Consider the following 24,831-nt stretch of genomic DNA (forward strand, 5'->3'; position numbering starts at 1 on the left):
CCAGAACGTTTAAGCAAGACGTGATCCCCGACGCAACAGCAAGTAGAGGAAGATGGCGCTGCCAACGACGCCCATCATCGTACCAATAGGGATCTCATAGGGAAAGCGGATGAGCCGCCCGATAATATCGCAGGCAAGCACCAGTCCCGCGCCAAGCACGGCAACCCACGGCACAGCACGGCGCATATTATCGCCAATAAACATGCTGACCACATTCGGAACAATCAACCCCAGAAACGGGATCATACCCACCGTTACCACGACACTGGCGCTAACCATCGATACGATGATCAACCCCAGCGTTACGACACGGCGATAGTTGAGGCCGAGATTGGTGGTGAAATCTTCGCCCATACCCGCCACTGTGAAACGATCAGCCGCAATATAGGCGATGACGGTGAGGGCGAATGAAAGATAAAGCAACTCATAACGACCGCGCAGCACGCCTGAGAAATCGCCCGTCGTCCACGAATTCAGGGATTGGAGGAGATCAAAGCGATAGGCGATGAAAGTCGTGACTGCACTGATCACACCACCTAGCATAATGCCGACAAGTGGCACCACGAGTACCGAACGTAATGGAATGCTGCGCAGGATGCGCAGAAAAAGGGCTGTACCAGCAAGGGCCGTAACGGAGGCGACCAGCATCTTGCCGAAAACCGATGTTTCAGGCGCAAACAGGATGACGAGCAGGATGCCGAGGCTTGCAGATTCAACGGTCCCGGCTGTCGAGGGTTCAACAAAACGGTTGCGGGTCAACATCTGCATGATCATGCCGGCAACGGCCATCGACATGCCTGCAAGGATAATCGCAAGCGTGCGTGGTATGCGGCTGATCAGTAGCACTTCCGTCGCGCGATCTGTGCTGTTTGCGCCAAACAGCGTGTTAAGCGACACATCGCTGACGCCGATGAAGAGGCTGATAAAGGCCAGGACCACGACCAAAATTATAGCTAGGGCGAGTGCCTTCACGCTAAATTCCTGTTCTCTTGCCTTGTCATGAAGTCGGGCCATGACTGCGCGGCCCGACCTGACTGGGTTAGAAAATGTTACTGGGCCTTGCTAAAGGCATCCGAAAGCTGCTGGATCGTGCTGTGCAGCGCACCAAGCCCGCCACCGACGAGATACCAGTTCTGGGCGTTCAAATAGACGACCTGATCATTTTTCCAGGCATTTGTCTGGCGCACGAGTTCATTATCGAGCAACTGCTTGGCGGACGTGCCTTCACGGCCAATAGCTGCGTCACGATCAATTACGAAAAGCCAATCCGGATTGGTCTCAAGGATAAATTCGGAGCTTATGGGCTGCCCATGATTGCCAACAGAAAGATCAGGCGCCGCTGGTTCGATACCGAAACTGTCATGCAATACGCCGAAACGCGAACCCGGACCATAGGCACTGATCTTGCCGCCTGAGGTCAGGATCATCAGGCCCTTGCCTTTGCCTTTTGTTCTTTCGTTTAGCGCGGCGAGTTCGCTGTTGAGCTTATCTACTTCAGCTTTGGCTTCCGCTTCCTTGCCAAAAATCTGGCCCAGCTTTTCGATATTGGCTTCGGTGCCCGAAATGAATTCCTTGGCTGGAACAGTCAGATCGATGGTCGGTGCAATTTTTGCGAGCTCACCATACTTTGCAGCCGAGCGACCACCGACAATAATGAGATCCGGTTCTGCTGCATTGACCGCCTCATAGTCCGGCTCAAACAATGTGCCGACTTTTTCGTAATCGGCACCGTCATATTTCTTGAGATATTCCGGGTAAGCAATGCTGCCGGGCACGCCGATAACTTTCACGCTGAGACGATCAAGATTGTCGAGGGTTGCAAAATCAAACACCACGACTTTCTCTGGATTGGCCTTAACCGATGTCTCGCCTTGCGCGTGTTTTACCGCGACATCAGCCGCATGTGCACCAGAAGCAAGTGCCGTCGCAACAAGTGCTGCGCCGAGCAGACGGGAAAAATGTTGGCCGAATTTCAGCATGGCGTTCAATCCTTTCGTCAATCCTGTGTTTTATAGTCCGGTTTTCCGCGAGTGAAATCAGGAAGATGATAATTCAGTGTTTTTCGGCGCTTGGCTTTTCATCAAGCAGGATAAATCTCAAACTGTCTTCAACAGTCAGTGGTATCATCGATCCGTGGCTTTCATTCTCGAAGCGACGATAGGCAACCTCAAATCCCGGGAGTTGTTTCAACTCAGTCTGAATGTCTGCACCCGATGGCCCGCCGCGCAGCTTCTTCAAGCGCTCCATGTCTTCCTTTGACTGGCCGGGACGTTCGCCGCGCTTTCCAGAGTTTTCAATCAACAGACGGATGGGGCTTGGGTTAGCCTTAAATGCTTCTACGAACTTGTTCTTGTCAGCGAGAATGGAACGTCCATTCCACCAGATCGATGGGTCGGCAGATGCATAGGTCTGGAAAGAGCCTGTGTGGTTAAAGAGCGCATAAAGCGTGAAAAGACCACCAAGTGAATGTCCAAACAGGGCCTGTTTGCCCTTGTCGATGATAAAACGCTTTTCAATTTCCGCTTTCACCTGATGATTGATGAATTCGAAGAAAGCATCACGTCCGCCGGTGTTTGGAATATTCGTTTGAACAGGAATGAGTTCATCAGGCGTTGGTGGCGTAAGATCGAAATAGCGCAGGCGGACGATTTCGTCTTTGTCTTCAGTCGGATAACCAATGCCGACATAAACCGAATTAAGCTTAGGATCTTTCTCCATAAGCTTTGCAGCAATCGGCAGCATGCGATTGCCGTCCGTCATATAGACGACAGGAAACCCTTCTGCAGGGGCTTTTTCAACAGGAGCTGCCACAAAAATTCGATAATCAATACCGTTCGCTTGCAAGTCAAATGAACTGACTTGTGGTGTTTGAGCATGCGCGGATGCGCTCACGAGGATGCTTCCGAACATGAGACAGACCTTTAGAATGATATTCTTCATTTTGCTCATGAGAGCATCCAATTCATAAAAATGACGCCAGCCAAAATCGGCTGGCGTCTTTGCGTATTCTAGAAGCGCGATGTCATGCCGAGCCAGAGACGACGGCCTTCGACCACGTTGTTGGTTTCATCCACAGTGACCTTCTTGTCGAAGATATTGTAGACAGCCGCATTCAGCGTCACGTTTTCACTGAATTCATACGAGCCACCGAAATCAAGCGTGGCATATCCCTTGTATTTGCGCGCAATGACTTGTCCGCGGCTGTTGTAGGCATAGGGTTCGCCGACTGTGCCGATACGAAGACCGGCATTGATTTCTGAACCGTGATAGTTCGCAGCCGTCCAAGCCGTTAAGCCATCTACGGGGGTGTCCCAATCCGCGCGGATGCTACCCATGTGCTTTGGTGTGCGGGCCAACGGTAGGCCTGCATATTCACCAGTTTTCTGTTCCGAATGGGTGTAAGTATAATTTGCGCGCAGCTTGATCGTGTCGGTCGCTTCCCAGTCAGCCGTCAATTCGACGCCCTGAATGACAGCTTCGTCAATGTTATAGCTGTAATAAAGGACATAGTTCGGGTCTTGAGCCCAGCGAAGTGGCTGACCAGTGATTGGATCGTACTGGATGTTGCTGGCGATCTTATCTTTGAAATCAGTGTAAAAATAAGTTGCGCCGAGACGCAGACCCTGCTGATTGTCCCAGAGTGCACTGGCTTCATAGCTTGTGCTTTTTTCTGGCTGGAGATTCGGATCGCCAATGATGACGCCGCAGTTTCCAGTTGGACCATAGGTACAATTGCCGCCGCCGGTGGTATAAGCATAGCCCGGCGCAATGGTGCGCAGTTCAGGTGCACGGAAACCCGTTGAAATGCCACCCTTGATAGTCAGCTGATCGGTTGCATGCCAAACGGCATAGCCTCGTGGGCTCCAATGCGAACCGTAGATTTCATGGTGATCCATACGCAGACCGCCGGTGAGGGCGAAATCTGGTGTGATCCACCATTCATCCTCAGCAAAGAGCGCCCACTGCTTAATCGTGAACTGTTCGTCTAATCCGGTACGACGACCAGGGTTCTGATCTGTCAGGGTGCCTTCGATGAATTGGCTGCCCGTTACGAGCGTATGGTTGCCATAAAGCTCGAAGGGCGTCGTAAACTTACCATCAAGTGTTGAATTGCGGATGTGCGGTGAACGCAGGTTTTCCACGAATTCGCTGCGCGTATTATTCCAGCTGAAATTCGTTCTTTCAGCCGTTTCCTGCATGAAGGAGAATTCGGAAGTCGTTGGACCCCAACGGCCAGTATGACTGATAGACCAATGGTTGCGGTCATTAAGATTGTAAGCATCAACAGGCGCAGTGCTGTTGGTGGAGACTGGATTGATCGTGTTTCCAACCGAAGAGTCACGGCGTAAGCGTGTCTTGCCTGCTTCAAAGACAATGTCGTGATCCGCATTTGGTGTGATGGTTACACGACCTGTAATGTCGATGTCTTTTTGCTCAGGCGTACCACTGATGATCTGGTCTTCCTGACGCTTCATACCACGTCCCCAGAGCTGCACACCAACGAGGTTGGGTACGAGCGGGCCAGTTATGTAATATGAACCCTGATAGGAATTACCGTACTTGGAATGCTGCTGGACTGTCGTGTCGACACTGAGCGAGCCGCTCCACTTGTCTGCAACTTTTTTGGTAATGACGTTGATAACGCCGCCCATCGCGTCTGAACCATAAAGCGATGACATTGGACCGCGAATGACTTCAATACGCTCAATAGCATTGGCTGGCGGCAGGAAACTTTGCTCAAAGCCGGAATTGCCGTTGGTACGCGCATCGCGTGTGCTTTGGCGCTTTCCATCGACGAGTATAAGCGTGTAGGTGCCGGGAAGACCGCGAATGAAGATATCACGTTCAGCAGCGGCACCAGTTACGGCAACGCCTTGCACATCACGCAGTGCATCGCCAAGATCACGATAAGCACGTTTTTCGAGTTCTTCACCTGGAATGACTGAAATGCTGGCTGGTGCATCAGTGATGTTTTGTTCAAAACCTGTTGCCGATACAACGATCTGATTAAGTGTAATGCCACCCCCAGCATTCACCTGTTCAGCCGCTTGCGCCTCAGCCTGTTTCTTTTTGGCAGCTTCTTCCTCTGCCTTGGTTAAGGTCTGTGCGAAGGAAACGGTGCCGGTCAAAACAAGTGCAGTGGAAAGACAGGTGCCCGCAAGAACAGCTTTTGCAAAAAGCGATTTGCTGGCCAAGTGCCTGTTCTGCGAGCCAGTGGCGCGTGATCCCCGAAACAAGCTGATCATAAATGTCACCCTTTAAGTTGAGTTTTCGGCTCTCCTTATGTATGGCAATAAGATGACGTCAACGGTCATCTTTTATAACAATTCCAAGTTTCGAAAAACGCAACTGATCGGATAAGACAGCAATGGCTGGCAAGCGCATGAAAACACAGACAGAGCCAGAGGCTGCCGCAGGCGAAAGCCTGAAGTTGGGTGAGCTTCGCTTGTTGATTGCGCTTGATGCACTTCTTGTGGAAGGCAGTGTCGGTGGTGCCGCTCGGCAAATGGGCTTGAGCATGGCAGCCATGAGTCGATTGCTTGGACAGATACGCGAAAAATTTGACGATCCGATTTTCATTCGTTCAGGCCGCAATATGATTGCAACGCCGAAGGCGGAGGCATTGCGGGGACGACTTCGCAGACTTGCCAATGAAACGGAAGCGTTGATGAATTTTGACGGCAAAAATGCTGCTGAAGTGCATTGCGAACGACGGGGATGGGAAAAGACAAGCATGATTGTTGCCCCACCACCGCTTGGCATCCGCAAGGTGGTGCAGCTTGAGAACCACCCGACGCCAGAACAGCTTGCTGCGCAATTTGCCAATGTTCAGGATGAAAATGATCCGTCCCTGCGCTTGGCAAAATATATAGCGATTATTGGCCGTAAGATTGGCTATACGCGTCCGCTTGAAATGCATGAGGCGGAAGACGCCTTCACCACGATTTTTGCTGGTGAGGCAGACCCTATGCAAATCAGTGCTTTGTTGCGTCTGATCCATTACCGTGGAGAAACTGCGCCGGAGTTAGCCGGAATGGCCCGCGCAGCGCATCGCTATTATACGCTTGATGCAAATATCGGGACGCCTGCGCTCGACTGGCCAGCCTATCTGTCGCCCAATTCCAATCAATCGCCCTGGTTTATGCTGGCGGCCATTCTCGTTTCGCGAGCCGGGTATCCGGTGGTGTTGCACGGCAACTGCGGTATGGGCGAATTGTCAGGAAAGCTTGAACTTGCAGCGCAGGCCATAAATATTCCGATTGCCACGTCGCTGGCGCTTGGAAAAAGTGCTTTGAACGCTCATGGTATTTGCTTCATGCCGCTTGCAGGCTTTGCACCTCAGGTTCATTCTCTACTGGCTCTCTATCCGTTGTTTAATTCGCGCTCATCGATAAACAGCCTTGCGCATCTGCTAAATCCCTTGAGGCTTTCAGCGTCTTTTGTGGGCGTGACACAGCCTGCTTACCGCGAACTGCATCGCGATGCAGGGGCACTTTTGAATATGAAGTCCGTCTCCGCTGTTTCGACAAGCCGCGATGTTGCAGAGCTGGTTCCGCATCATACACACACGGTTTACCGATGGCTTGGTTCGCAGAAAATCGACATCAATCTGCCGACCTTATCAAAGGCCGCAACAGATCGTCATGCCAGCCAAAGCACGTTTGAATATTGGCTCGCAGTTTGGTCTGGCGCGGCTATTGATGAGCGCGCTGAACTCACGGTCATTGCATCAACTGCGATGGCATTGATGACTGCTCTTGCTGCCGATAACGATAGTTATGGACATTTCTATGCGCAGGCGCAGGCGCTTTGGCAAGCGCGTCATCAACGCTAATTTGCTAAACATAAACCCATTCCTTGACGGTTAATATTTGTATTTGTTTTTCACCCGTCAAGGAACAGGTTCGGGGGTACAAAGCTATAATGTGCCGATCAATTGACGAAAAATAGCTGGTAGATATAGCAATAAAAAACGCCGGATAGCCGGCGTTTTTTTATTTTATTATAGTCTTTATAATCAGCCGCTTATGAGCTTTACTTCCATAAAGTCTTCAAGGCCCCATTTGCCGCCTTCACGGCCATTGCCAGATTGCTTATAGCCACCAAACGGACTGCCCGGTGCGCGTGAAGTTCCGTTGATCTGGATCATGCCAGCACGAAGCTTGCGGGCGACGCGCTTAGCCCGCTCCGGGTTTCCCGTCTGAATATAAGCAGCCAAACCATAGGGCGTGTCATTGGCGATAGCGATGGCTTCTTCTTCCGTATCGAAGGGGATCATTGCCAGCACAGGGCCGAAGATTTCCTCACGAGCAATGGTCATTTCGTTGTTCACGTCGGCGAAGATGGTCGGCTTGACGAAGTCGCCTTCTGAAATGCCGTCAGGGCGTCCGGTACCCCCAGCAATCAGACGTGCACCTTCATCGATCCCTTTCTGAATAAGAGCTTGCACCTTGTCGAACTGGATTGAGGAGGAAAGCGGGCCGATATGTTCGCCTTCTTTGGATGGATCATCGACAATGGTTTTCGATGCCGACTTTTTTGCAAACTCAACCGCCTGATCATAAACTGAGCGTTCGACCAGCATGCGGGTTGGTGCGTTGCAGGATTGACCGGTGTTTTCAAAGCAATGGTTCACACCGCGTTCAATCGCTTTTTCGAGATCGCTGTCGGCAAACACGATGTTTGGCGACTTTCCGCCGAGTTCAAGCGAAACACGTTTAACGGTCGCGGCTGCAGCCCGCGAAACTGCAGTTCCGGCGCGGGTTGAACCGGTGAACGACATCATGTCGATATCAGGATGTTGTGACATCGCTTCGCCGACAACTGGACCTTCGCCGTTAACAAGGTTGAAAACGCCTTTTGGCAAGCCGGCTTCATCGACAAATTCAGCGAAGAGCATCGCCGACATGGGAGCAATTTCGGATGGCTTGAGTATGACTGTGCAACCCACGGCAAGGGCAGGGATGACCTTGAGTGCGATCTGGTTCATTGGCCAGTTCCACGGCGTAATCAAGCCGCAAACACCGATCGGTTCACGCACAATAGCCTGATTGGAATGCTTTGGTGAAAGAATTTCATCGAATTCGAAATTCTCGAATGCTGCAATAAAAGCTTTTGTGTGCGAGATGCCTGCTGCGGCCTGCGATTCACGCGCAAGCTTGATTGGCGCACCCATTTCCTTGGAAATAGCCTGCGCCATTTCTTCAAGACGGCGTTCGTAGATTTCTACGATACGGCGGAGATAGCCAATGCGTTCTTCAGCAGGTGTTTCACTCCAGGAAGGAAATGCCTTTTTTGCCGCAGCGACAGCCAGATCAATATCGGCAGACGAGCCAGCAGAAATCACTGCATAAGGCTTTTCATTGGCTGGATTGATGACTTCAATCGTCTTTGCTTCGAGTGGTGCGCGCCATGCGCCATCAATGTAGAAATCTGTTTTCTGATCCAGATTTTTCTGAAGCATGATGAAATCCTCCAATGCTTTGCTTTTTGTTTCCCGTGTCGAAGCGCAGACTACGCGCCAGCTGTGACGGCGTCAAAACAGAACGATCAATGGAAACATCAATTTTTCTTATTCGTTATCGTAGGCTTCAAAATCTATGCCGAGCGTTTCAAGGCCTTCTTCGATATAATCACCAAGAAGCGGGATACCGAGAAGATATTTCGCTTCCCGGCCATTGTGGCGGTCACTAGCGGTCGAAAGAGCATCACCCCACTCTTCCGCGCTGAAATCCCCGCGGCCGACCCACACCAGGGCCAGCAATTCGATCTTCTCATCTTCGTTGAGAGAGCGAATTGCGGCGACCAGTTCTCGGCGTGTCGGGTTGGTGATGGAAGAATCAAGAATGTCAACGTCGCCATCATCCGATGCATTAGAGCCGGAATCTTCGTCCACGGCGGGAACCTGAACATCATATTCTCGCGCCTTGGCGATAATAAACTCAATGTTTTCGATATTGTTGACCAGCTCGACCATTATATTTGCCTCCGTAACGTCGCTGTTTATCGAACGCAGTGAGAGGTCTGTGGTTCCGTTAGAAACGGTTCGTCAGAAATTCTGTGCTGCGGCTCTATAAAAGATATAGAGCCGTTACGAAGGTTTATTAGGCTTGTTGCAAAAATATTGATTTTGGGTGGGGGTCTGCGGTTTTAAATTTCAAAGCGTAAAAAACGGGATCACCCAATCTGCTATGAGCTTGATCGACAGCCCAAAAAGCGTGAGCTGTACGAGCAGGAAAAACGGACCATCCGGCATGATACGGGTGAGCTTGGCACCAACGAACGTGCCGATAATCGCGGCAGGCAAAAGCCAAAGGCCAAGCGACCAGTCAAGATTGGAAAACTGCTGCAACTGCCAATAGGGGATCAGCTTAACCGCATTGACGATCGCAAAAAGAATGGTCGATGTGCCAGCAAATACCAGCTTTTCCAGATGCTGTGGCAGTACATACATCTGAAAGGGTGGTGCGCCGGAGTGTGAAACGAAACTTGTGAGGCCGGTTATAATTCCCCAAAAGGTTCCACCTGGGATATCTGCCTTACGCGCCGCGCGTCGGTATTTTGCACCGACCCAGACGTTGAAGCAGAAGAATAGCCCCACAAGTCCGACCATCATGCCGATGAATGTGCTGGAAAGATGCGAGCTGAAAAACCAGCCCAATCCGATCCCTACAATGGCAGCTGGCGTAAGAATTGCCAGATTTCGTGCTGAGAAGTGGTGGCGATAGAGGTAAAGCCCGAACATATCGCTGACAACATAGATTGGCAGCAACAGGGCTGCTGCCGTTACAGGCGAGATAACCAGAGCCATCAACGGCACTGATAACGTGCCTACGGACGGCAAACCACCTTTGGACAAGCCGACCAAAAAGGCTGCAATAACAGCTACTGTCATAAATAAGGGGGTATGCTCAAGCATTCACGCAGCAACCGTTATTGGGGTCAAATTTAGAGGATAAGCCGTTTTTCTCAGCTGTGCGCCCATTCCCAGTAAAGCGAACGTGCACGCTTTGTAACAGCACCGTATTCCAGCCTGCGGTCGTCAAAGCCGATAACTGGAACGACCTTGCTTAAATTACCTGTAGAGAAGATTTCATCTGCTTCACGAAAATCTTCAAGCGTGAGAGAAATTTCGTGAACGCTCACTCCGGCCTCGCGCAAAAGTCCGATCACGCGCTGGCGTGTGATGCCGTTCAGGAATGTACCATTAGGAACCGGCGTGAAAACTTCTCCACCGCGAACCATGAAGACATTCGATGTTGCCGTTTCTGCAACATTGCCGAGAACGTCTGTAACGAGCGCATTATGGAAGCCCTTGGCTTTCGCTTCACGCAGCATCCTTCCATTGTTCGGATAAAGGCATGCAGCCTTGGCATTCACGGGCATGACCTGCAGATAAGGACGATGAAACGAAGTTGTCGTAACGGTAAAGCCCTTTGGCTCGACCATTGGGATTTCTTCAAGACAAAGGGCAAAATCGGTTGATTCCGGCGCTGCCGCAACCGTGGTGCTATCGCCGTCTTCGGCCCAATACATCGGGCGGATATAGACATCTGTCCCCGGCGCGAACTTCTTCAAACCTTCGCGGGCAAGCGTTTCAATATCGCTGCCGCTCAGCATAGGTGCCAGTCCAAGCGCGCGTGCAGAGTCGTTTGCGCGTGCAGAGTGCCGATCAAGATCAGGCGTTACGCCTTCAAAAAGACGCGCACCGTCGAAAACGAGAGAGCCAAGCCATGTCGCATGTGAAGCTGCGCCGAGAATGCGTACATCGCCTTGATGCCACTCACCTTTGTAATAGGTCCAAGTTGCTCGCTTCTCAGCCATAGTTTTTATCCTTGATCGATTGCATTTCGTACCAAATCCCGCGCGAAGCGCTTTCAGTTCTAAATAGAATTGCTGGAAAGAGCTGGGGTAGGATATGAATCTGCGCTTTTATAGCATCAAGCCCGAAACTGGAAACCAGTTTCGGGTTTTATAGCATCTTATATTGATCGGGCTTACGAGAGAGCGGGTCTATTTTTCTTCCGCCAAAGCAGGTGATGGATCCGATGTTGCAACGGCGGCTGGACCCGCAACACCGCGCTGACGCTCACGCACGAAGGTGAAAAGGCCGGAAATCGTGATTAGAACGATGCCGATAAGCATCGGAAGATCAATATGATCATGGAAAACGAAATATCCGAAGAGAATGGCCCAGATCATCTGGCTATATTGCGGGGACGCGATAGCACTGGCTGGCGCGCGCTGGGCTGCAAGCATGAGAAGAATGTTGGCGAATGCCGCAAGCAGGCCGTAGCCTGCGAGGTATCCCCATTGAATGGCGGACGGTGTCTGATAGCTTGGAATCATCAATGCGCCACAGATGAGGATGGGGCCGATAAGTCCCGCAGTATAAAGCGAGATACGCTTTTCCTTTTTACCCATTGCGCGAAAGATCACGATGCTGAAAGCTCCGCCCAGTCCACCGCCAAGCGCGCCAAGATGACCGATGGACAGCTCGCGAAAGCCGGGGCGCAGCACCACAAGCACGCCAATAAAGCCGATGATAACTGCCGACCAGCGACGCCAGCCAACCTGCTCTTTAAGAAAAAGAACCGACAGGATTGTTACAAATGCTGGAAGCAGGAAAATCAGTGCAAAGGCTTCAGCCATTGATAGATGTGTGAAGGCGACAACGCTGCCAATCACCCCCATTGCTGCCGTGACTGTTCGAAGTAACCAGAGTTTTATATTTGTGGTTCGAAACATATCGAGCCACTGATCTTCCGGTTTCTTCGTGAATGGGATGGCAAGAATACCGAGTACGGCACCAAAAAACGCGATCTCATAGGGTGATAATGTACCGTCAATAAACTTGACGCATGCATCGCTGACAGCGAATGCAGCATAGGACGCAAACGCGAGGAAAATACCGTAAAGCATAGTGGTGTCCGCAAAAGCTAGAGATAAACTCCTCCGCCAAACGGCTTAATCGATTAAGACCAGTTTAGCAAAAGGCAAATTCTCTCAAAATCAAAAAAAAGATCGTCCGCTATGCCCTATGGGGTAGGCGATTGCGGCGTTTTCAAGAGCGCGAGCTCTAGCGAAAACGCATGCCTCATTTGCAATCATATCCGTGGTGGAAATTTGTGCAAAAGACTATTTATGAGGCATCCAACGAGGAGATAGAAAATGAACATTCGTCAGAAATTCCAGCAGTACGTTTCCCGTCGTCGTGCAATTCGTGAACTCGGTGCAATGGACGATCATCTTCTTGCCGATATCGGCGTATCGCGTTCGCAGATTCAGAGCGCAGTGTTCGGTAAGTAATCACTGATGGTGCGGCTGATAACTAATCGCCCCGTAAGTGAAACAAAATTGATATGACAAAGCGTCGGTGCTCCAGTCCCGGCGCTTTTGTTTTATAATTACTACTATAAATCAATAGGAATAGTATATATCTATTATCCTAAGTAAAAATATGATAAAATTAGTAATGATAATCGTCTTCCAATTTTGAGACGTTTTCCATGTTCATTTGAGACGTATAACGCTTGTGAACATTAACCCTTGCAGTATTATTGATTTCGCGGGGGGCTGGCGATGAAGATCTGTCTCTGTGGAGGGAGTTAAGTTGTCTGCAACCTTCATCGCCGCCAAATTTACAGGTTTTATTCCGTAGATATTTTCTGCGCATGCATATCTAATATTTGTGCAAGTAGTATATTATCTGGAGTTAACCCAATAGATTATTAGGTCTTGCGTATTAGGCAGCCACAAGGTTATGTGGCTGCCTAATACTTTCAGGATCTAGACATGCTTGAGCTTATAATAAAAGGAATTTTGATCGGACTCGGGGCAACGGTCGTTATGGACCTTTGGGCATTGGTTCTTGCCCAATTTCCGGGTCAATCGCGCCCGAATTGGGGATTGGTCGGACGCTGGTTTTGGCATTTGCGACAGGGTCAGATATTTCACGACGATATTGCTGCCACTAAGCCGTATATACATGAAGTCGCGTTAGGCTGGGTTGGCCATTATGCGGTCGGTATTCTTTATGGTGTCATTTTTGCGCTTTATGGTGGCTTTGCCTGGTTTGCGAATCCCCTTTTTCTTCCTGCTTGGATATTTGGTATTATGACGGTGGCTGCTGGATGGTTTTTATTACAGCCTGGTCTGGGAATCGGTTGGGCCGCTTCGCGTTTACCGAATGCGGGAAACGTTCGCGTTCTCAACCTCATTGCGCATACATTTTTTGCTTTCGGTCTGTATGGCACAGGAATTTTACTTAAAACTGTATTTTAATCAGTGTGATAGCGGCAGAGACGCGAACTTAGCCTATTGCCAATTTTGAAGCACTTTCAAAAATATACATTTGAATAGCTGGCTAGCGTTATCGTTTGAGTCAGACCAAACTAAATCACGTTAATAAACAGACATTCTTGCGGCAGAACTGTGTTTTTTGTCGACTTGGGTGTATGGGGAACAAATCCGCTCGCTAACAGGCGGCTGCGGCTAACAAATACGGCAATCGCAATAGATTGCACCGATTTTCATCATCCAATCGCAAGCAATTGCTTTTGGCGGATTATGGGTGCTTTTGAATGCGCGCTTTTTGCCCTGGAGGGATCATGCTGGAAAAGCTGTTCAAATTGCAGGAACACGGAACATCGGTGAGAACGGAAGTGATCGCTGGTCTGACAACCTTCCTGACGATGTCTTACATCATCTTCGTCAATCCTGATATTCTGTCCAGCACGGGCATGGATCGAAATGCGGTTTTCGTCGCGACCTGTCTTGCGGCGGCACTCGGTTCGATCGTTATGGCGCTGGTCGCCAACTGGCCGATTGGTATGGCTCCGGGCATGGGCCTGAATGCCTTCTTCGCCTTCACCGTTGTTGGTGCTATGGGCTTTTCATGGCAGCAGGCGCTGGGTGCGGTGTTCATCTCTGGCATTATATTCCTGCTCCTCACCGTGACAGGTATTCGCCGGTGGCTTGTTGAAGGAATTCCACAATCCCTGCGAAGTGCCATTGCTGCCGGTATCGGCATGTTTCTGGCGCTGATCGGTCTCAAGAATGCCGGTATTGTTGTTGATAATCCTGCAACACTTGTTGGGCTTGGCGATCTACATGGTGCTGGTCCGCTTCTCGCAATTGCTGGCTTTTTCATCATCGCCGCGCTTGATGCCCTCAAAATACGTGGTGCAATTCTGATTGGTATTCTGGTTGTTACCATCGCATCGATTGCGCTTGGTATCACCGAGTTTAACGGCGTATTCGATACACCTCCAAGCCTGATGCCGACGTTCCTTCAGCTTGATATCATGGGCGCTTTGCACACCGGTATTCTGCATGTAATTCTGGTTTTCGTGCTTGTCGAAGTTTTTGACGCGACTGGAACGCTGATTGGTGTTGCAAAACGCGGCGGGCTGATCGAACCGGGTAAGCCCAACCGTCTCGGTAAAGCCTTGTTTGCTGATAGTACTGCCATCCTCGGCGGCTCTCTGCTCGGTACTTCGTCCACGACCGCTTATGTGGAAAGCGCATCCGGTGTACAGGCTGGTGGCCGTACAGGTTTGACAGCACTTGTTGTCGCGGTTCTTTTCCTTGCTGCACTCTTTATTTCGCCGCTTGCGGGTTCTGTTCCTGCCTATGCCACAGCGCCTGCGCTTGTATATGTCGCTTGCCTGATGATGCGTGAATTGTCGGAAATCAAGTGGGATGAGATCACGGAAGCAGCGCCTGCGGCTTTGACTGCGCTTGCAATCCCGTTCACCTATTCGATTGCGAACGGTCTTGCCTTTGGTTTTATCACATATGTTGTGCTCAAAGCAGTGACTGGCAAGGCGCGCGAGGTTCATCTGGCAACCTGGATCGTGGCAGCATTGTTTGTGATCCGCTTCGCATTCTTTCCAGAATAAACTTTAACGCCGGGGCAATGCCCCGGCGTTTTTCTTTCTGATTTGTATGGGAGTTGATTATGTCCTCAGATGAATTCAAGCTGCTCGAGAAGTTGATTGATGTCATTGAACACGACATCATACCTCTGACTGAACAAGGGGTTTCGGAAGGCAACAAGGTTTTTGGCGCAGCTCTTCTGAACAAGTCTGATTTGTCTCTGGTGCTGGCCGAAACAAACAATGAGACAGAAAATCCACTGTGGCATGGCGAAGTCCATACGATAAAACGCTTCTATGAAATGTCTGAGCAAGGGCGTCCTGAAACGAAGGACATGATTTTCCTCTCAACGCACGAGCCATGCTCCATGTGCCTGTCCGCGATAACCTGGAGTGGTTTTGATAATTTCTACTATCTGTTCAGCCATGAAGATTCACGCGACGCATTTTCGATCCCGCATGATCTGAAAATTCTCAAGGAGGTCTTTACGCTTGAGCCGGGCGGTTACAACCACGACAATAGTTTCTGGCATAGCCATTCGATCCCGAAAATGGTGGCGGCACTGCCTGAGCCAGATCGCGCTCGTTTCCAAAAGCGGCTTGATGTCATCAGAGCTAAATATGACGCGATGTCGAATGCTTATCAGAGTTCTAAAGATGGAAATGCTATTCCGCTGAATTAATAAAAAGGCCGCATATGTTTAATATGCGGCCTTCTCAGTTTTAAATCTTGTCGAGAAGATTGCGCTTTTGCAAGTTTTGGATCAGCGCACGAATGCCGAACGTCCATTCAGCACATTTGTCGGTCCGGTCGACCCAATTGACGAGGCGTCCGAGTTTCGGCGTCGAAATTTCAACCTTATCGCCGATTTCGTGCGTAAAGCCCTGGCCTGCGCCGCGACGGTCCTTCACTGGTGCAAACATTGTGCCGAGGAAAAGAACAGCGCCATCCGGGTATTGATGATTGCGATTCATCATTTGTCCGGCAAGATTTTCAGGGTCGCGACTGATTGCTTCCATCGGGCTTTCACCAGTCATTTCAAAGCCGTCCGTTCCGGTAACATGCAACGAAAGCTTAAGCTTACGCAGAACGTCCATGGTGAATTCACCGTCGAAGAGACGGATGAACGGACCAATGGCGCAGGATGCATTATTGTCTTTGGCCTTGCCGAGCAGAAGGGCCGAGCGACCTTCAACGTCTCTCAGATTGACGTCATTGCCAAGCGTTGCGCCGACAATACGACCATCAGAGGCGACAGCCAGTACAACTTCCGGCTCCGGATTGTTCCATTGTGAAATCGGCAGGATGCCAACAGTATCGCCACAACCCATCGAAGACATTGGCTGCGACTTTGTGAAAATTTCCGCATCGGGTCCAATACCGACTTCGAGATATTGCGACCAGAGACCCATATCCTGAAGCAGCGCTTTAACTTGTGCCGCCTTTTCGGAGCCAGCGGCCACGCCACGTAGGCTGTCGCCAATTACTGGCGCCAAACGTTTGCGCACTTCCAACGCACGGGTAGGGTCTCCCTTTGCTTGTTCTTCGATCACGCGTTCAAGCATACTGTCTGCGAAAGTAACGCCCGCTGCCTTGATAGACTGAAGATCAATCGGCGCAAGCAATTCACCTTTTTCGCCAGAAAGATAGTCATCGAGCGCGCCAAGATCAGCAAAGCGGCTCACATCTTTTAACTCTTCAACCAGCTGCTTGCGTTCCAGAAGCCCTGAGACGGTTGCCGAAATGCTGGATAGATTGTGAACATGACCGTTTGCGACGAGTACAGGGCATGGGCCATTTTCTTCCTTGGACCATACGCGTCCGATGAGGACTGCTGAAGCGCTGTCTTCAGGTAAAATCACAGATGAGTTCAGAGTATGCTTGTCTTGCACAGGTTTTTCCTCCCGGTGTGCTCTGTTCATGATGCAAATTTAAGTCGTAGAGCAGATAGAAGAGATACCGCAACATTCAACAGACCCGCATGTGGTACTGCAAACGGCATCACAACGGAACTCCTCTAAATTATATTGTTGGGTTGTCTGATAACTGTATATTCGATGTTTGAAAACTAGTTTATGTGTAGCTTGCCATGAAACATGATCATTTCATGGGGTACGCTTACGCAATTTGGCGCATCAAAACGTTAAACAGATCTGGCCGTCAGCTTTCGCTTGACTTGATAAAAAACTGACGACAAATCAATGGCACAGAATATAGGGGAAGCAGCATACGATGTTCGGTGAAATCAGGCGTAACGAACAGCTTCCAGCTCGGATTGCTTCTGAAATTGTCCGCCAAATTAGCGAGGGCAGTTGGTTGCCGGGGCATAAATTGCCGACTGAACATAATCTTGCGCAAAGCTTCGGTGTTAGCCGTTCTGTCATCCGTGAGGCGATTGCTCAATTGCGCAACGAAGGGCTTATCGAAACGCGGCAGGGTGTCGGTGCCTTTGTCACCGAGCCTGATCGCCGCCATGCTATTCGGATCGAGCCTGAAACACTTGCTGACCGTGACCATTTTCGCAGCCTTTTTCAATTGCGCATGGCGCTTGAAATCGAAGCTGCGGGTCTTGCTGCGGTGCATCATACCGCTGACGATTTGCACAAGCTGGATGCTGCATTGGCTAAGATGACAGGTGGTGAAAAATGGTCTGATGACGGCATTGCTGCGGATCTTACATTTCATCGTGTGCTTGCGAGCGCTACGCACAATGAGTATTTTCCCTTGGTGCTTGGATTTATTGCAGAGCGTATCAGTCAGGCCATCCGCGCAGCACGCGCGCGTGCCGTTCTTGAAGAGATTGTAGAGATTACGATCGCCGAGCATGTTGCCATTCGCGATGCGATTGCAACGCGCGATCCGCTGAAAGCACGTGACGTTATGCGCAACCATGTCGTGGGTGCTGCAAACCGCGTTAATCTTCAGCTGGAAACATTTTGAGGATCAGGAACATGCATATTATTGTGATGGGTGTCTCCGGTTCTGGAAAATCGACTGTTGGCGAAAAGCTCGCTGAGGCGCTCAACCTGCCTTTTCTGGAAGGTGATAGCCTGCATCCTCAATCCAATGTCGATAAAATGGTGGCTGGAATTCCGTTGCAGGATGAAGACCGTTGGCCGTGGCTGGAACAGATCGGTGAACGCCTCGCCGCTGAGCATGATGGTATCGTGGTATCATGCTCATCGTTAAAGAAAAGCTATCGCGACCGGATGCGTGCTGCGTCTGGCGGACCGCTGATGTTTGTCTTTCTCGATGGGAGTTTTGACATTTTACATCAGCATATGGGGCAAAGAACGGGCCACTTCATGCCCGTAAAAATGCTGGAAAGCCAGCTTGCAACGCTTGAAAGCCCCGTTGGTGAAGCACTGGTTTTTCGTGCCGATGTAGCTGACCCAATCGAGAAAATCGTTGCGGAAAGTCTCGACTGGATTCGTTCTGTAAAGGACGGGCTATCGTAAAGGCCAGAAGAACATCAGTGCTGGTACAGTCACCAGTGCGATGATGATCGACAAAGGCAGTCCAAGTCTCGGATAGTCGCTGAACTTATAGCCACCCGGTCCCATCACGAGTGTATTGCATTGATGTCCGATTGGTGTGAGGAAATCGCAGCCTGCTCCAATTGCGACTGCCATCAGAAATGCTTCGGGCTTGAAACCAAGACCGGATGCAAAGCTGGTTGCAATTGGCGCCATGACAAGGACGGTTGCCGCGTTATTAAGAAATGGCGTTACCATCATGGCTGTGACCAGAATAAGCGCCAGCGCGCCATAGGGCGGCAATTGGTGGCCTATTCCTGAAAGCCATTGCGCTATCAGTTCAGTTCCGCCGGATGTGCGCAGCGCGTCTGATACGGGTATGAGTGCCGCAAGCATGACCAGAATGGGTCCATCAATTTCGTCATAGACCTCGTTGATCGGGATGACTTTAAACAGCAGCATCGCAACTGCCGCGGCGAAGAACGCAATAGCCACAGGGACAATGCTGAACGCCGTGGCCCCAATCGCTGCGATCAGTATCGAAAGAGGAATGAGTGCGCGTCGGACACTGCCGAGCATCAGCTTGCGACGAGCCAGTGGCAGTAATTCAAATTCTGTCAAAAAGCTCGAAAGATTCGCTTGCCTGCCTTGCAAGACGATCACATCACCAAAGCTTAACCGCACTTCGCTCAGCCGTTCAGAAATGCGCTGTCCGGGACGACTGACGGCCAGCAGATTGACCTCGTAGCGCGCATAGAGATCGAGCTGTTGAGCATTCAGACCTACAAGACGGGAATTGGTTCCAATAACCGCTTCGACCGTTTCGATCTGGGTCGAACCGCTTGTCTCTGATGGGTTGCGATTTTTCGACAGCGTGAGCTTGCCGGAGCTGACAACCGTATCCAGAGCTTTTGGATCGCCTTCGAGAAGCACGATGTCATTTTCGGCAAGGACGGTATCGGGCAGGGGCGTGATGCGGCTTTTCTTACGAATGATCGACGTCACCATAGCCTCACCTTCAGCAGGCTTTATGAGGTCGCTGATACGCTTTCCCAAGACTGAAGAATTTGCAGAGACACTGGCTTCGGATGCGTAGTTTTTAATCTTGATGGCATCGTCCAGTGATACGCTTTCACGCGTACGCTGTGGCACGAGCCAATAGAATGTGACCAGATAAATAAGGCCAACAACTGCCAGAACAGCACCGACGGGGGTGAAGTCGAACATCGTGAAAGGCTCGCCAACCATTTCACCGCGAATGCGCGACACAACGATGTTAGGTGAGGTGCCGACCTGTGTCATCAGTCCGCCAATCAACGCACCGAATGCCATCGGCATCAGAAAAGTCGAAGGCGATACATTGGAACGTCGGGCGAACTGAAACGCGACCGGAATCATGATTGCCAATGCACCGACATTTTTAACAAAGGCGGATAAAACCGTGACGATTGCGACAAGAACCGCAAGCTGTAATCTTACGCTGTTCAGATCGGGAAGAAAACGCTGAACTGCTTCCTGCATGAGGCCGGAGCGTGCTACACCCGCGCTTACAATCAGGGCGCTACCGACAATAATAACGATGTCATCGCTGAAGCCTGTAAAGGCCTGATCATATGGAACGACACCAACTGCTACGGCCAGTAGCAGCGAGCATAGAGCGACAATATCGTAGCGGAATCTGCCCCAGATAAATGCCCCCATCATGAGAATTATCACAGCGAAGGACAGTATCTGCTGATGGGTCATGTAATGCGCATTCCTCAGAAAGAGAAAAATATTCTACGGTTGTGTAGCGCATAAATTCTAAAACGAAAACGGCTAATAAGCGGACTTATTATGTTTCGGGCGCTCAGTTTCCTGAACGCCCGAGATTGAAATTAGTTGCTTGCGCGGCGACCGTCAGCGCCAAAAATATGCACGTCTTTTGCAGACGCACCAATTTTCACAACTTCATCCACCGAATGTTCAGAACGGCCCGGAACGCGGAAGATCAGTGGCTTGCCATCAGTGAGCGAGCCATGGATATAGCTTTCAGCACCGACCAACTCGATTGCTTCAATACGAACTTCGGTATTGAAACCATCAGCTTCTGCTTCACCATTTTCAATGATGCGAATGTCTTCCGGACGCACACCAAAGGTGTATTTGTCTGACGGAAGCGCTACGGCTTGACCCGGTTGCCAGACATTGTTTTCGCCGCTGTCCAGCAGGTTCATCGATGGTGATCCGATGAAGGTCGCAACGAATGTCGAAGCTGGCTTTTCATAAAGCTCGATAGGTGTTCCGACCTGCTCGATATTACCGGCATTCAACACCACAAGACGATCGGCCATGGTCATGGCTTCCATCTGGTCATGTGTCACGTAAACGCTTGTTGTTCCAAGCGCACGCTGAAGACGCTTGATTTCAACGCGCATCTGTACGCGCAGTTTCGCATCGAGATTCGATAACGGTTCATCGAAAAGGAATGCGGATGGTTCACGAACAATAGCGCGACCCATCGCGACGCGTTGGCGCTGACCACCGGAAAGCTGACGCGGCTTGCGATCAAGGAACTGCTCGATTTCAAGCGCTTTCGCAGCTTTAGCAATACGGCGCTCGATTTCGTCCTTTGGTGTTTTACGATTTTTCAGGCCATAGGCGAGGTTTTCGCGCACCGTCATATGCGGATAAAGCGCATAGTTCTGGAACACCATTGCAATATCGCGCTCGGCGGGTTCCACATCGTTGACGACGCGATCACCGATGGAAATTGTGCCCCCGGTAATGCCTTCAAGACCTGCAATCATGCGCAGAAGCGTGGACTTGCCGCAGCCCGACGGGCCGACGAGCACGACAAATTCTCCGTCCTGAATATCCAGCGAAACGCCTTTGATGACTTCAATGCCGCCGCCATAGCTCTTGCGGACATTCTCAAGAATGATCTTGCTCATTATTTTTCCGTTTCCACGAGACCTTTGACGAACCAGCGCTGCATGAGAACAACAACGAGGATCGGTGGTATGATAGCCAGAATGGCTGTAACCATGACGTAGTTCCACGGTGTGGAAGCATCAGCGAAATCGACCATACGACGCAGGCCAATGATGATCGTGTTCATTTTCGCATCATTGGTGACGAGCAGTGGCCACAGATACTGGGTCCAGCCATAAATGAAGAGAATGACGAAGAGGGCCGCAATGTTGGTCTTCGACAGTGGCAGCAGAATGTCGCGCATGAAGCGGAATGGTCCTGCATTATCAATGCGAGCCGCTTCTACCAATTCACCGGGAATTGTGAGGAAGAATTGGCGGAACAGGAAAGTTGCCGTTGCAGACGCCATCAACGGCAGTGTCAGACCTGCATATGTGTCGATCATGCCAAGATCTACAATGACCTTATAAGTTGGCAGAATACGCACTTCGACTGGCAGCATCAGTGTGACGAAGATCATCCAGAAGAAGAACATGCGGCAGGGAAAGCGGAAGAACACAATCGCGAAGGCTGACATGAACGAGATGATGATCTTGCCGACTGCTATGAGCATTGCCACCACAAACGAGTTCCAAAGAAGGCGTTCAAGACTGACGCCGACGACACGCTCGACGCCGCCGAAGATGGCTTCATTGTAGTTTTCCAGCATGTGTCCACCGGGAACAAGCTGGATGGGGGGACGAAGAATGTCACCTGACGTGAGTGTCGATGCGACAAATGTATAGTAGATCGGAAAGGCGACAACGATGATCCCGATGATCAGGATCAGATGACCTAACAGATTTGAGACTGGTCGTTTTTCTATCATGGTCGCCTCACTCACGAATAATGCACGCGCTTCTCAATGAAGCGGAACTGGAATGCGGTCAGGGCGATTACGATAATCATCAGAATAACCGACTGCGCAGAGGATGAGCCGAGGTTAAGATTGACGAAGCCGTCGTTATAAACCTTGTAGACCAGTGTTTCTGTTGCCTTGGCTGGGCCGCCACCCGTGACGGCATGGATGATGCCAAACGTGTCGAAGAAGGCGTAAACCGTATTGACCACCAACAGGAAGAAAGTCGTCGGTGCCAGAAGAGGGAAAACGATTGACCAGAAACGCCGTGCGCCACGTGCGCCATCGATGGCCGCAGCTTCAATCAGCGATTTTGGGATAGCCTGAAGGCCCGCTACAAAGAACAGGAAATTATAGGAAATCTGTTTCCATGCGGCTGCACCGACGATCATCGCCATGGCCTGATTGCCATTGAGTAGCGGATCCCATGCGAAACCTGCACTACGCAGCATATAAGCCAGCGTACCCATTGCAGGGTTAAACATGAACAGCCAGAGCATACCAGCGACAGCGGGTGCCACTGCATAAGGCCAGATCAGAAGTGTTCGATAGAAGGTCTTACCGCGAATAACCTTGTCGGCAGCGGTTGCAAGCAACAAAGCTGCGCCCATAGCAACCAATGCGGTCAGGAGATTGAAGACAATCGTCACCTGAACAGAATGAAGATAGTTCGGATCAGACAGAACATTGGTGAAATTGGCTAATCCAACAAATGTGGATTTCAACCCAAAAGCGTCTTCACGCATGAAGGACTGATAAATAGCCTGACTTGCTGGCCAGAAAAAGAAGATCACAGTCAATATGATCTGCGGAGCCAGCAGCAAATAGGGTAAGATTTTGTTTGGAAACGTGACATTTTGCACGGGGAGTTTCCTTGCGGATAGCAATGCCGCCAAACCCTTTGAGGTTAGGCGGCACGCTTTCGTTCATCACATTATTGTGCGGCTGCGATCGCGTCGTTTGAACGTTTAACAGCATTGTCGAGAGCAGTTTTTGCGTCCTGCTTACCGCCAAGCATCGCTTCATATTCTTCGTTCAGAATATCGCGAACCTGTGGCAGGTTGACGAGGCGAACGCCCTTTGAGTTCTCGGTTGGCGCTTTGCCCATCATCTGAAGGATTGGCGTTTCACGACCCGGGTTCTTTTCATAGAAGTCCGAGTTTTTCGTTGCTTCATAAGCAGCCATCGTCACAGGCAGATAGCCTGATTTTTCATGCAGCTTCTTCTGGATGTTGGTCTGCGAAAGGAAGTTGAAGAACTGTGCGATGCCCTTGTACTGGTCGTCGCTAAGGCCTGCAAAAACCCAGAGACTCGCGCCGCCAGGAATGGTGTTCTGCGGGCCATGACCTTCGTAATAAGGTAGCTGGCCGATACCGTAGTTCATACCGGACTTGACGATGTCACCAAGACCACCCGACGATTCGGTCAGGATTGCGCACTCGCCAGACGTAAAGAGCTGCTTGGCTTCCGAAGTACGACCGCCGTAACGGAAGGTGCCGTCTTTAGCGAGGTCAGCAATAGCCTGGAAATGCTCAACGAAAAGTGGCTCATTGATTTTGAGTTCAACGTTGGTGCCGCCAAGACCATTTTCATTGGTGCCAAAGGAAACGTTGTTCCATGCGGAGAAGTTTTCAGTCTGAATCCATGTCAGCCATGTTGACGTGAAACCACAAGGAGCGGCGCCGCTCGCCTTGATCTTCTTGGCAGCTTCGAAAACTTCCGGCCATGTCTTAGGCGGGTTGTTTTCATCAAGGCCAGCTTTCTTGAAAGCGTCCTTGTTATAATAAAGGATTGGCGATGAGGAATTGTAAGGGAAAGACAGCATCGTGCCGTCTGGCTTGGAGTAATAAGCGACGATGCCCGGCAGATATTGTGACTTGTCGAACTTGTAGCCGCCTTTTTCCAGAACTTCTGCTGCAGGCACAACAGCGCCCTCAGCTGCCATCATCACGCCGCTACCCGCGTCGAAGACCTGTATGATCGCAGGTGGCTGCTTGGAACGGAACGCGGCAATACCAGCATTCAACGTTTCAGGGTAGCTGCCCTTATAGACTGGAACGATCTTGTATTCGCTCTGGCTTTCATTGAACTCTTTCGAAAGCTCATTGATCATTTCGTTGTTGGCGCCAGTCATGCCGTGCCACCAGCTCAGCTCTGTCTGTGCGAAAGCCTGTGAGCCAAGAGTTAGGGCAAGGGCGCCAGTCAGCGCGGAAGTTGTGATCAGACGGGTAAGCATATTTCCTCCTCGGAAATGAGGTTTCGTCAACTTTAAGAACGGATTCGTTCCACTCTCAAGGTCCCGATACCTGCATTATGGTTATTACACTTATATGACTGCAAATTCGCTATAGGGCAACTTTTCTCTCCCTTAATAGAATAAAACCGAAAACGTTAACGGGTGAAAGGAAAAAAAACGAAAAAGAAACGATAATTTTGTGCAGAAGATGTGGATAGTGTTCTGAATCAGCCTTCCATCAAGCTCGTATTCTTGGCTTTGGGGTTAGCCTCCAGTTTTCACGATTGTCGAAAAAATATTTATGCCCCTTATAAAGGCTAATAAACAATAATCTGCAAACCCATGGGCTTGCGCCAAAATTCGACCCCCAATGAAGTGATATTCTTCAAAAATGCTAATCAGTTTTTGCTCATTTTTAAGTAGTTTTG

The 24,831-nt window shown here is 50.4% G+C and carries 22 protein-coding genes; 7 read left to right on the forward strand and 15 right to left on the reverse strand.

The window, feature by feature from the left end:
• Positions 1–9 precede the first annotated feature (9 nt).
• The 4 genes from U2P60_RS04900 to U2P60_RS04915 form a co-directional block, all read right to left on the reverse strand.
• Positions 10–972, reverse strand: coding sequence for an ABC transporter permease (locus tag U2P60_RS04900; protein WP_413571997.1), 963 nt, complete (start codon positions 970–972; stop codon positions 10–12).
• A gap of 77 nt (positions 973–1,049) precedes the next feature.
• Positions 1,050–1,979 (reverse strand): siderophore ABC transporter substrate-binding protein, encoded by a 930-nt coding sequence (locus tag U2P60_RS04905; RefSeq protein WP_413571587.1) that lies wholly within the window; start codon positions 1,977–1,979, stop codon positions 1,050–1,052.
• Between the two features lie 73 nt (positions 1,980–2,052).
• Entirely contained in the window at positions 2,053–2,949 is an 897-nt protein-coding gene (locus tag U2P60_RS04910; RefSeq protein ID WP_413571588.1) for an alpha/beta hydrolase, read from the reverse strand.
• 59 nt (positions 2,950–3,008) lie between these two features.
• Positions 3,009–5,246, reverse strand: a complete 2,238-nt coding sequence (locus tag U2P60_RS04915) for a TonB-dependent receptor domain-containing protein (protein WP_413571590.1) — start codon at positions 5,244–5,246, stop codon at positions 3,009–3,011.
• Positions 5,247–5,383: 137 nt separating this feature from the next.
• Here U2P60_RS04915 and U2P60_RS04920 point away from each other — a divergent pair, with 137 nt between their 5' ends.
• On the forward strand, positions 5,384–6,835 hold the full coding sequence (locus U2P60_RS04920; protein WP_413571592.1) for a glycosyl transferase family protein: 1,452 nt from the start codon (positions 5,384–5,386) through the stop codon (positions 6,833–6,835).
• Between the two features lie 183 nt (positions 6,836–7,018).
• On the opposite strand, the gene U2P60_RS04925 is transcribed toward U2P60_RS04920, so the two are convergent.
• From U2P60_RS04925 to U2P60_RS04945, 5 genes are all read right to left on the reverse strand, one after another.
• Complete coding sequence (locus tag U2P60_RS04925) at positions 7,019–8,464, reverse strand: aldehyde dehydrogenase family protein (RefSeq protein WP_313829481.1); 1,446 nt, start codon at positions 8,462–8,464, stop codon at positions 7,019–7,021.
• Between the two features lie 108 nt (positions 8,465–8,572).
• Positions 8,573–8,977, reverse strand: coding sequence for a DUF3775 domain-containing protein (locus tag U2P60_RS04930; RefSeq protein ID WP_413571593.1), 405 nt, complete (start codon positions 8,975–8,977; stop codon positions 8,573–8,575).
• Positions 8,978–9,157: 180 nt separating this feature from the next.
• Complete coding sequence (locus tag U2P60_RS04935; protein WP_313829483.1) at positions 9,158–9,919, reverse strand: sulfite exporter TauE/SafE family protein; 762 nt, start codon at positions 9,917–9,919, stop codon at positions 9,158–9,160.
• 50 nt (positions 9,920–9,969) lie between these two features.
• A complete protein-coding gene (locus U2P60_RS04940; RefSeq protein ID WP_313829485.1) occupies positions 9,970–10,824 on the reverse strand; it encodes a branched-chain amino acid aminotransferase in 855 nt (284 codons plus the stop codon).
• Between the two features lie 189 nt (positions 10,825–11,013).
• On the reverse strand, positions 11,014–11,922 hold the full coding sequence (locus tag U2P60_RS04945) for a DMT family transporter (protein ID WP_313829487.1): 909 nt from the start codon (positions 11,920–11,922) through the stop codon (positions 11,014–11,016).
• Between the two features lie 249 nt (positions 11,923–12,171).
• Here U2P60_RS04945 and U2P60_RS04950 point away from each other — a divergent pair, with 249 nt between their 5' ends.
• The 4 genes from U2P60_RS04950 to U2P60_RS04965 all read left to right on the forward strand — a co-directional run bounded on the left by U2P60_RS04950 (position 12,172) and on the right by U2P60_RS04965 (position 15,562).
• A complete protein-coding gene (locus tag U2P60_RS04950) occupies positions 12,172–12,309 on the forward strand; it encodes a DUF1127 domain-containing protein (protein ID WP_007879385.1) in 138 nt (45 codons plus the stop codon).
• A 486-nt stretch (positions 12,310–12,795) separates the two neighbouring features.
• Complete coding sequence (locus tag U2P60_RS04955; RefSeq protein WP_413571595.1) at positions 12,796–13,284, forward strand: DUF2938 domain-containing protein; 489 nt, start codon at positions 12,796–12,798, stop codon at positions 13,282–13,284.
• A 326-nt stretch (positions 13,285–13,610) separates the two neighbouring features.
• Entirely contained in the window at positions 13,611–14,903 is a 1,293-nt protein-coding gene (locus U2P60_RS04960) for an NCS2 family permease (protein ID WP_313829490.1), read from the forward strand.
• A gap of 59 nt (positions 14,904–14,962) precedes the next feature.
• Entirely contained in the window at positions 14,963–15,562 is a 600-nt protein-coding gene (locus U2P60_RS04965) for a deaminase (protein WP_413571596.1), read from the forward strand.
• 40 nt (positions 15,563–15,602) lie between these two features.
• Here U2P60_RS04965 and U2P60_RS04970 read toward each other — a convergent pair whose 3' ends face one another.
• The gene (locus tag U2P60_RS04970) at positions 15,603–16,802 is read right to left on the reverse strand and encodes a fumarylacetoacetate hydrolase family protein (protein WP_413571598.1); all 1,200 of its coding nucleotides are present in this window, start codon (positions 16,800–16,802) and stop codon (positions 15,603–15,605) included.
• Positions 16,803–17,112: 310 nt separating this feature from the next.
• Between U2P60_RS04970 and U2P60_RS04975 the strand changes: the two genes are divergently transcribed.
• Together U2P60_RS04975 and U2P60_RS04980 are read left to right on the forward strand one after the other, a co-directional pair.
• The gene (locus U2P60_RS04975) at positions 17,113–17,820 is read left to right on the forward strand and encodes a FadR/GntR family transcriptional regulator (protein ID WP_313829493.1); all 708 of its coding nucleotides are present in this window, start codon (positions 17,113–17,115) and stop codon (positions 17,818–17,820) included.
• A gap of 11 nt (positions 17,821–17,831) precedes the next feature.
• Positions 17,832–18,338 carry a gluconokinase gene (locus U2P60_RS04980; protein ID WP_313829494.1) on the forward strand — a complete coding sequence of 169 codons (507 nt, stop codon included), beginning with the start codon at positions 17,832–17,834 and terminating at the stop codon, positions 18,336–18,338.
• Here U2P60_RS04980 and U2P60_RS04985 read toward each other — a convergent pair.
• The 5 genes from U2P60_RS04985 to ugpB all read right to left on the reverse strand — a co-directional run bounded on the left by U2P60_RS04985 (position 18,330) and on the right by ugpB (position 24,403).
• Positions 18,330–20,102 (reverse strand): SLC13 family permease, encoded by a 1,773-nt coding sequence (locus U2P60_RS04985; protein ID WP_313829495.1) that lies wholly within the window; start codon positions 20,100–20,102, stop codon positions 18,330–18,332. The two genes, U2P60_RS04980 and U2P60_RS04985, sit on opposite strands and share 9 nt — an antisense overlap.
• A 131-nt stretch (positions 20,103–20,233) precedes the next feature.
• Complete coding sequence (locus U2P60_RS04990) at positions 20,234–21,289, reverse strand: sn-glycerol-3-phosphate import ATP-binding protein UgpC (protein ID WP_413571599.1); 1,056 nt, start codon at positions 21,287–21,289, stop codon at positions 20,234–20,236.
• Positions 21,289–22,137 carry a sn-glycerol-3-phosphate ABC transporter permease UgpE gene (gene ugpE / locus U2P60_RS04995; protein WP_310012031.1) on the reverse strand — a complete coding sequence of 283 codons (849 nt, stop codon included), beginning with the start codon at positions 22,135–22,137 and terminating at the stop codon, positions 21,289–21,291. Before ugpE ends, U2P60_RS04990 begins: the two co-directional genes overlap by 1 nt.
• An 11-nt stretch (positions 22,138–22,148) precedes the next feature.
• Positions 22,149–23,030 (reverse strand): sn-glycerol-3-phosphate ABC transporter permease UgpA, encoded by an 882-nt coding sequence (gene ugpA / locus U2P60_RS05000; RefSeq protein ID WP_313829497.1) that lies wholly within the window; start codon positions 23,028–23,030, stop codon positions 22,149–22,151.
• A 71-nt stretch (positions 23,031–23,101) separates the two neighbouring features.
• On the reverse strand, positions 23,102–24,403 hold the full coding sequence (ugpB, locus tag U2P60_RS05005) for a sn-glycerol-3-phosphate ABC transporter substrate-binding protein UgpB (protein ID WP_413571600.1): 1,302 nt from the start codon (positions 24,401–24,403) through the stop codon (positions 23,102–23,104).
• Positions 24,404–24,831: the final 428 nt, after the last annotated feature.

The organism is Brucella sp. H1_1004, from assembly GCF_047308065.1.
In the GTDB taxonomy this organism is placed as follows: Bacteria; Pseudomonadota; Alphaproteobacteria; order Rhizobiales; family Rhizobiaceae; genus Brucella; species Brucella pseudogrignonensis_B.

Excerpts from the sequence above, each read along its gene's own strand:
- U2P60_RS04905 (WP_413571587.1), bottom strand. The coding sequence starts at position 1,979 with ATGCTGAAATTCGGCCAACATTTTTCCCGTCTGCTCGGCGCAGCACTT.
- U2P60_RS04910 (WP_413571588.1), bottom strand. The coding sequence starts at position 2,949 with ATGAGCAAAATGAAGAATATCATTCTAAAGGTCTGTCTCATGTTCGGA.
- U2P60_RS04915 (WP_413571590.1), bottom strand. The coding sequence starts at position 5,246 with ATGATCAGCTTGTTTCGGGGATCACGCGCCACTGGCTCGCAGAACAGG.
- U2P60_RS04920 (WP_413571592.1), top strand. The coding sequence starts at position 5,384 with ATGAAAACACAGACAGAGCCAGAGGCTGCCGCAGGCGAAAGCCTGAAG.
- U2P60_RS04925 (WP_313829481.1), bottom strand. The coding sequence starts at position 8,464 with ATGCTTCAGAAAAATCTGGATCAGAAAACAGATTTCTACATTGATGGC.
- U2P60_RS04930 (WP_413571593.1), bottom strand. The coding sequence starts at position 8,977 with ATGGTCGAGCTGGTCAACAATATCGAAAACATTGAGTTTATTATCGCC.
- U2P60_RS04935 (WP_313829483.1), bottom strand. The coding sequence starts at position 9,919 with ATGCTTGAGCATACCCCCTTATTTATGACAGTAGCTGTTATTGCAGCC.
- U2P60_RS04940 (WP_313829485.1), bottom strand. The coding sequence starts at position 10,824 with ATGGCTGAGAAGCGAGCAACTTGGACCTATTACAAAGGTGAGTGGCAT.
- U2P60_RS04945 (WP_313829487.1), bottom strand. The coding sequence starts at position 11,922 with ATGCTTTACGGTATTTTCCTCGCGTTTGCGTCCTATGCTGCATTCGCT.
- U2P60_RS04950 (WP_007879385.1), top strand. The coding sequence starts at position 12,172 with ATGAACATTCGTCAGAAATTCCAGCAGTACGTTTCCCGTCGTCGTGCA.
- U2P60_RS04955 (WP_413571595.1), top strand. The coding sequence starts at position 12,796 with ATGCTTGAGCTTATAATAAAAGGAATTTTGATCGGACTCGGGGCAACG.
- U2P60_RS04960 (WP_313829490.1), top strand. The coding sequence starts at position 13,611 with ATGCTGGAAAAGCTGTTCAAATTGCAGGAACACGGAACATCGGTGAGA.
- U2P60_RS04965 (WP_413571596.1), top strand. The coding sequence starts at position 14,963 with ATGTCCTCAGATGAATTCAAGCTGCTCGAGAAGTTGATTGATGTCATT.
- U2P60_RS04970 (WP_413571598.1), bottom strand. The coding sequence starts at position 16,802 with ATGAACAGAGCACACCGGGAGGAAAAACCTGTGCAAGACAAGCATACT.
- U2P60_RS04975 (WP_313829493.1), top strand. The coding sequence starts at position 17,113 with ATGTTCGGTGAAATCAGGCGTAACGAACAGCTTCCAGCTCGGATTGCT.
- U2P60_RS04980 (WP_313829494.1), top strand. The coding sequence starts at position 17,832 with ATGCATATTATTGTGATGGGTGTCTCCGGTTCTGGAAAATCGACTGTT.
- U2P60_RS04985 (WP_313829495.1), bottom strand. The coding sequence starts at position 20,102 with ATGACCCATCAGCAGATACTGTCCTTCGCTGTGATAATTCTCATGATG.
- U2P60_RS04990 (WP_413571599.1), bottom strand. The coding sequence starts at position 21,289 with ATGAGCAAGATCATTCTTGAGAATGTCCGCAAGAGCTATGGCGGCGGC.
- ugpE (WP_310012031.1), bottom strand. The coding sequence starts at position 22,137 with ATGATAGAAAAACGACCAGTCTCAAATCTGTTAGGTCATCTGATCCTG.
- ugpB (WP_413571600.1), bottom strand. The coding sequence starts at position 24,403 with ATGCTTACCCGTCTGATCACAACTTCCGCGCTGACTGGCGCCCTTGCC.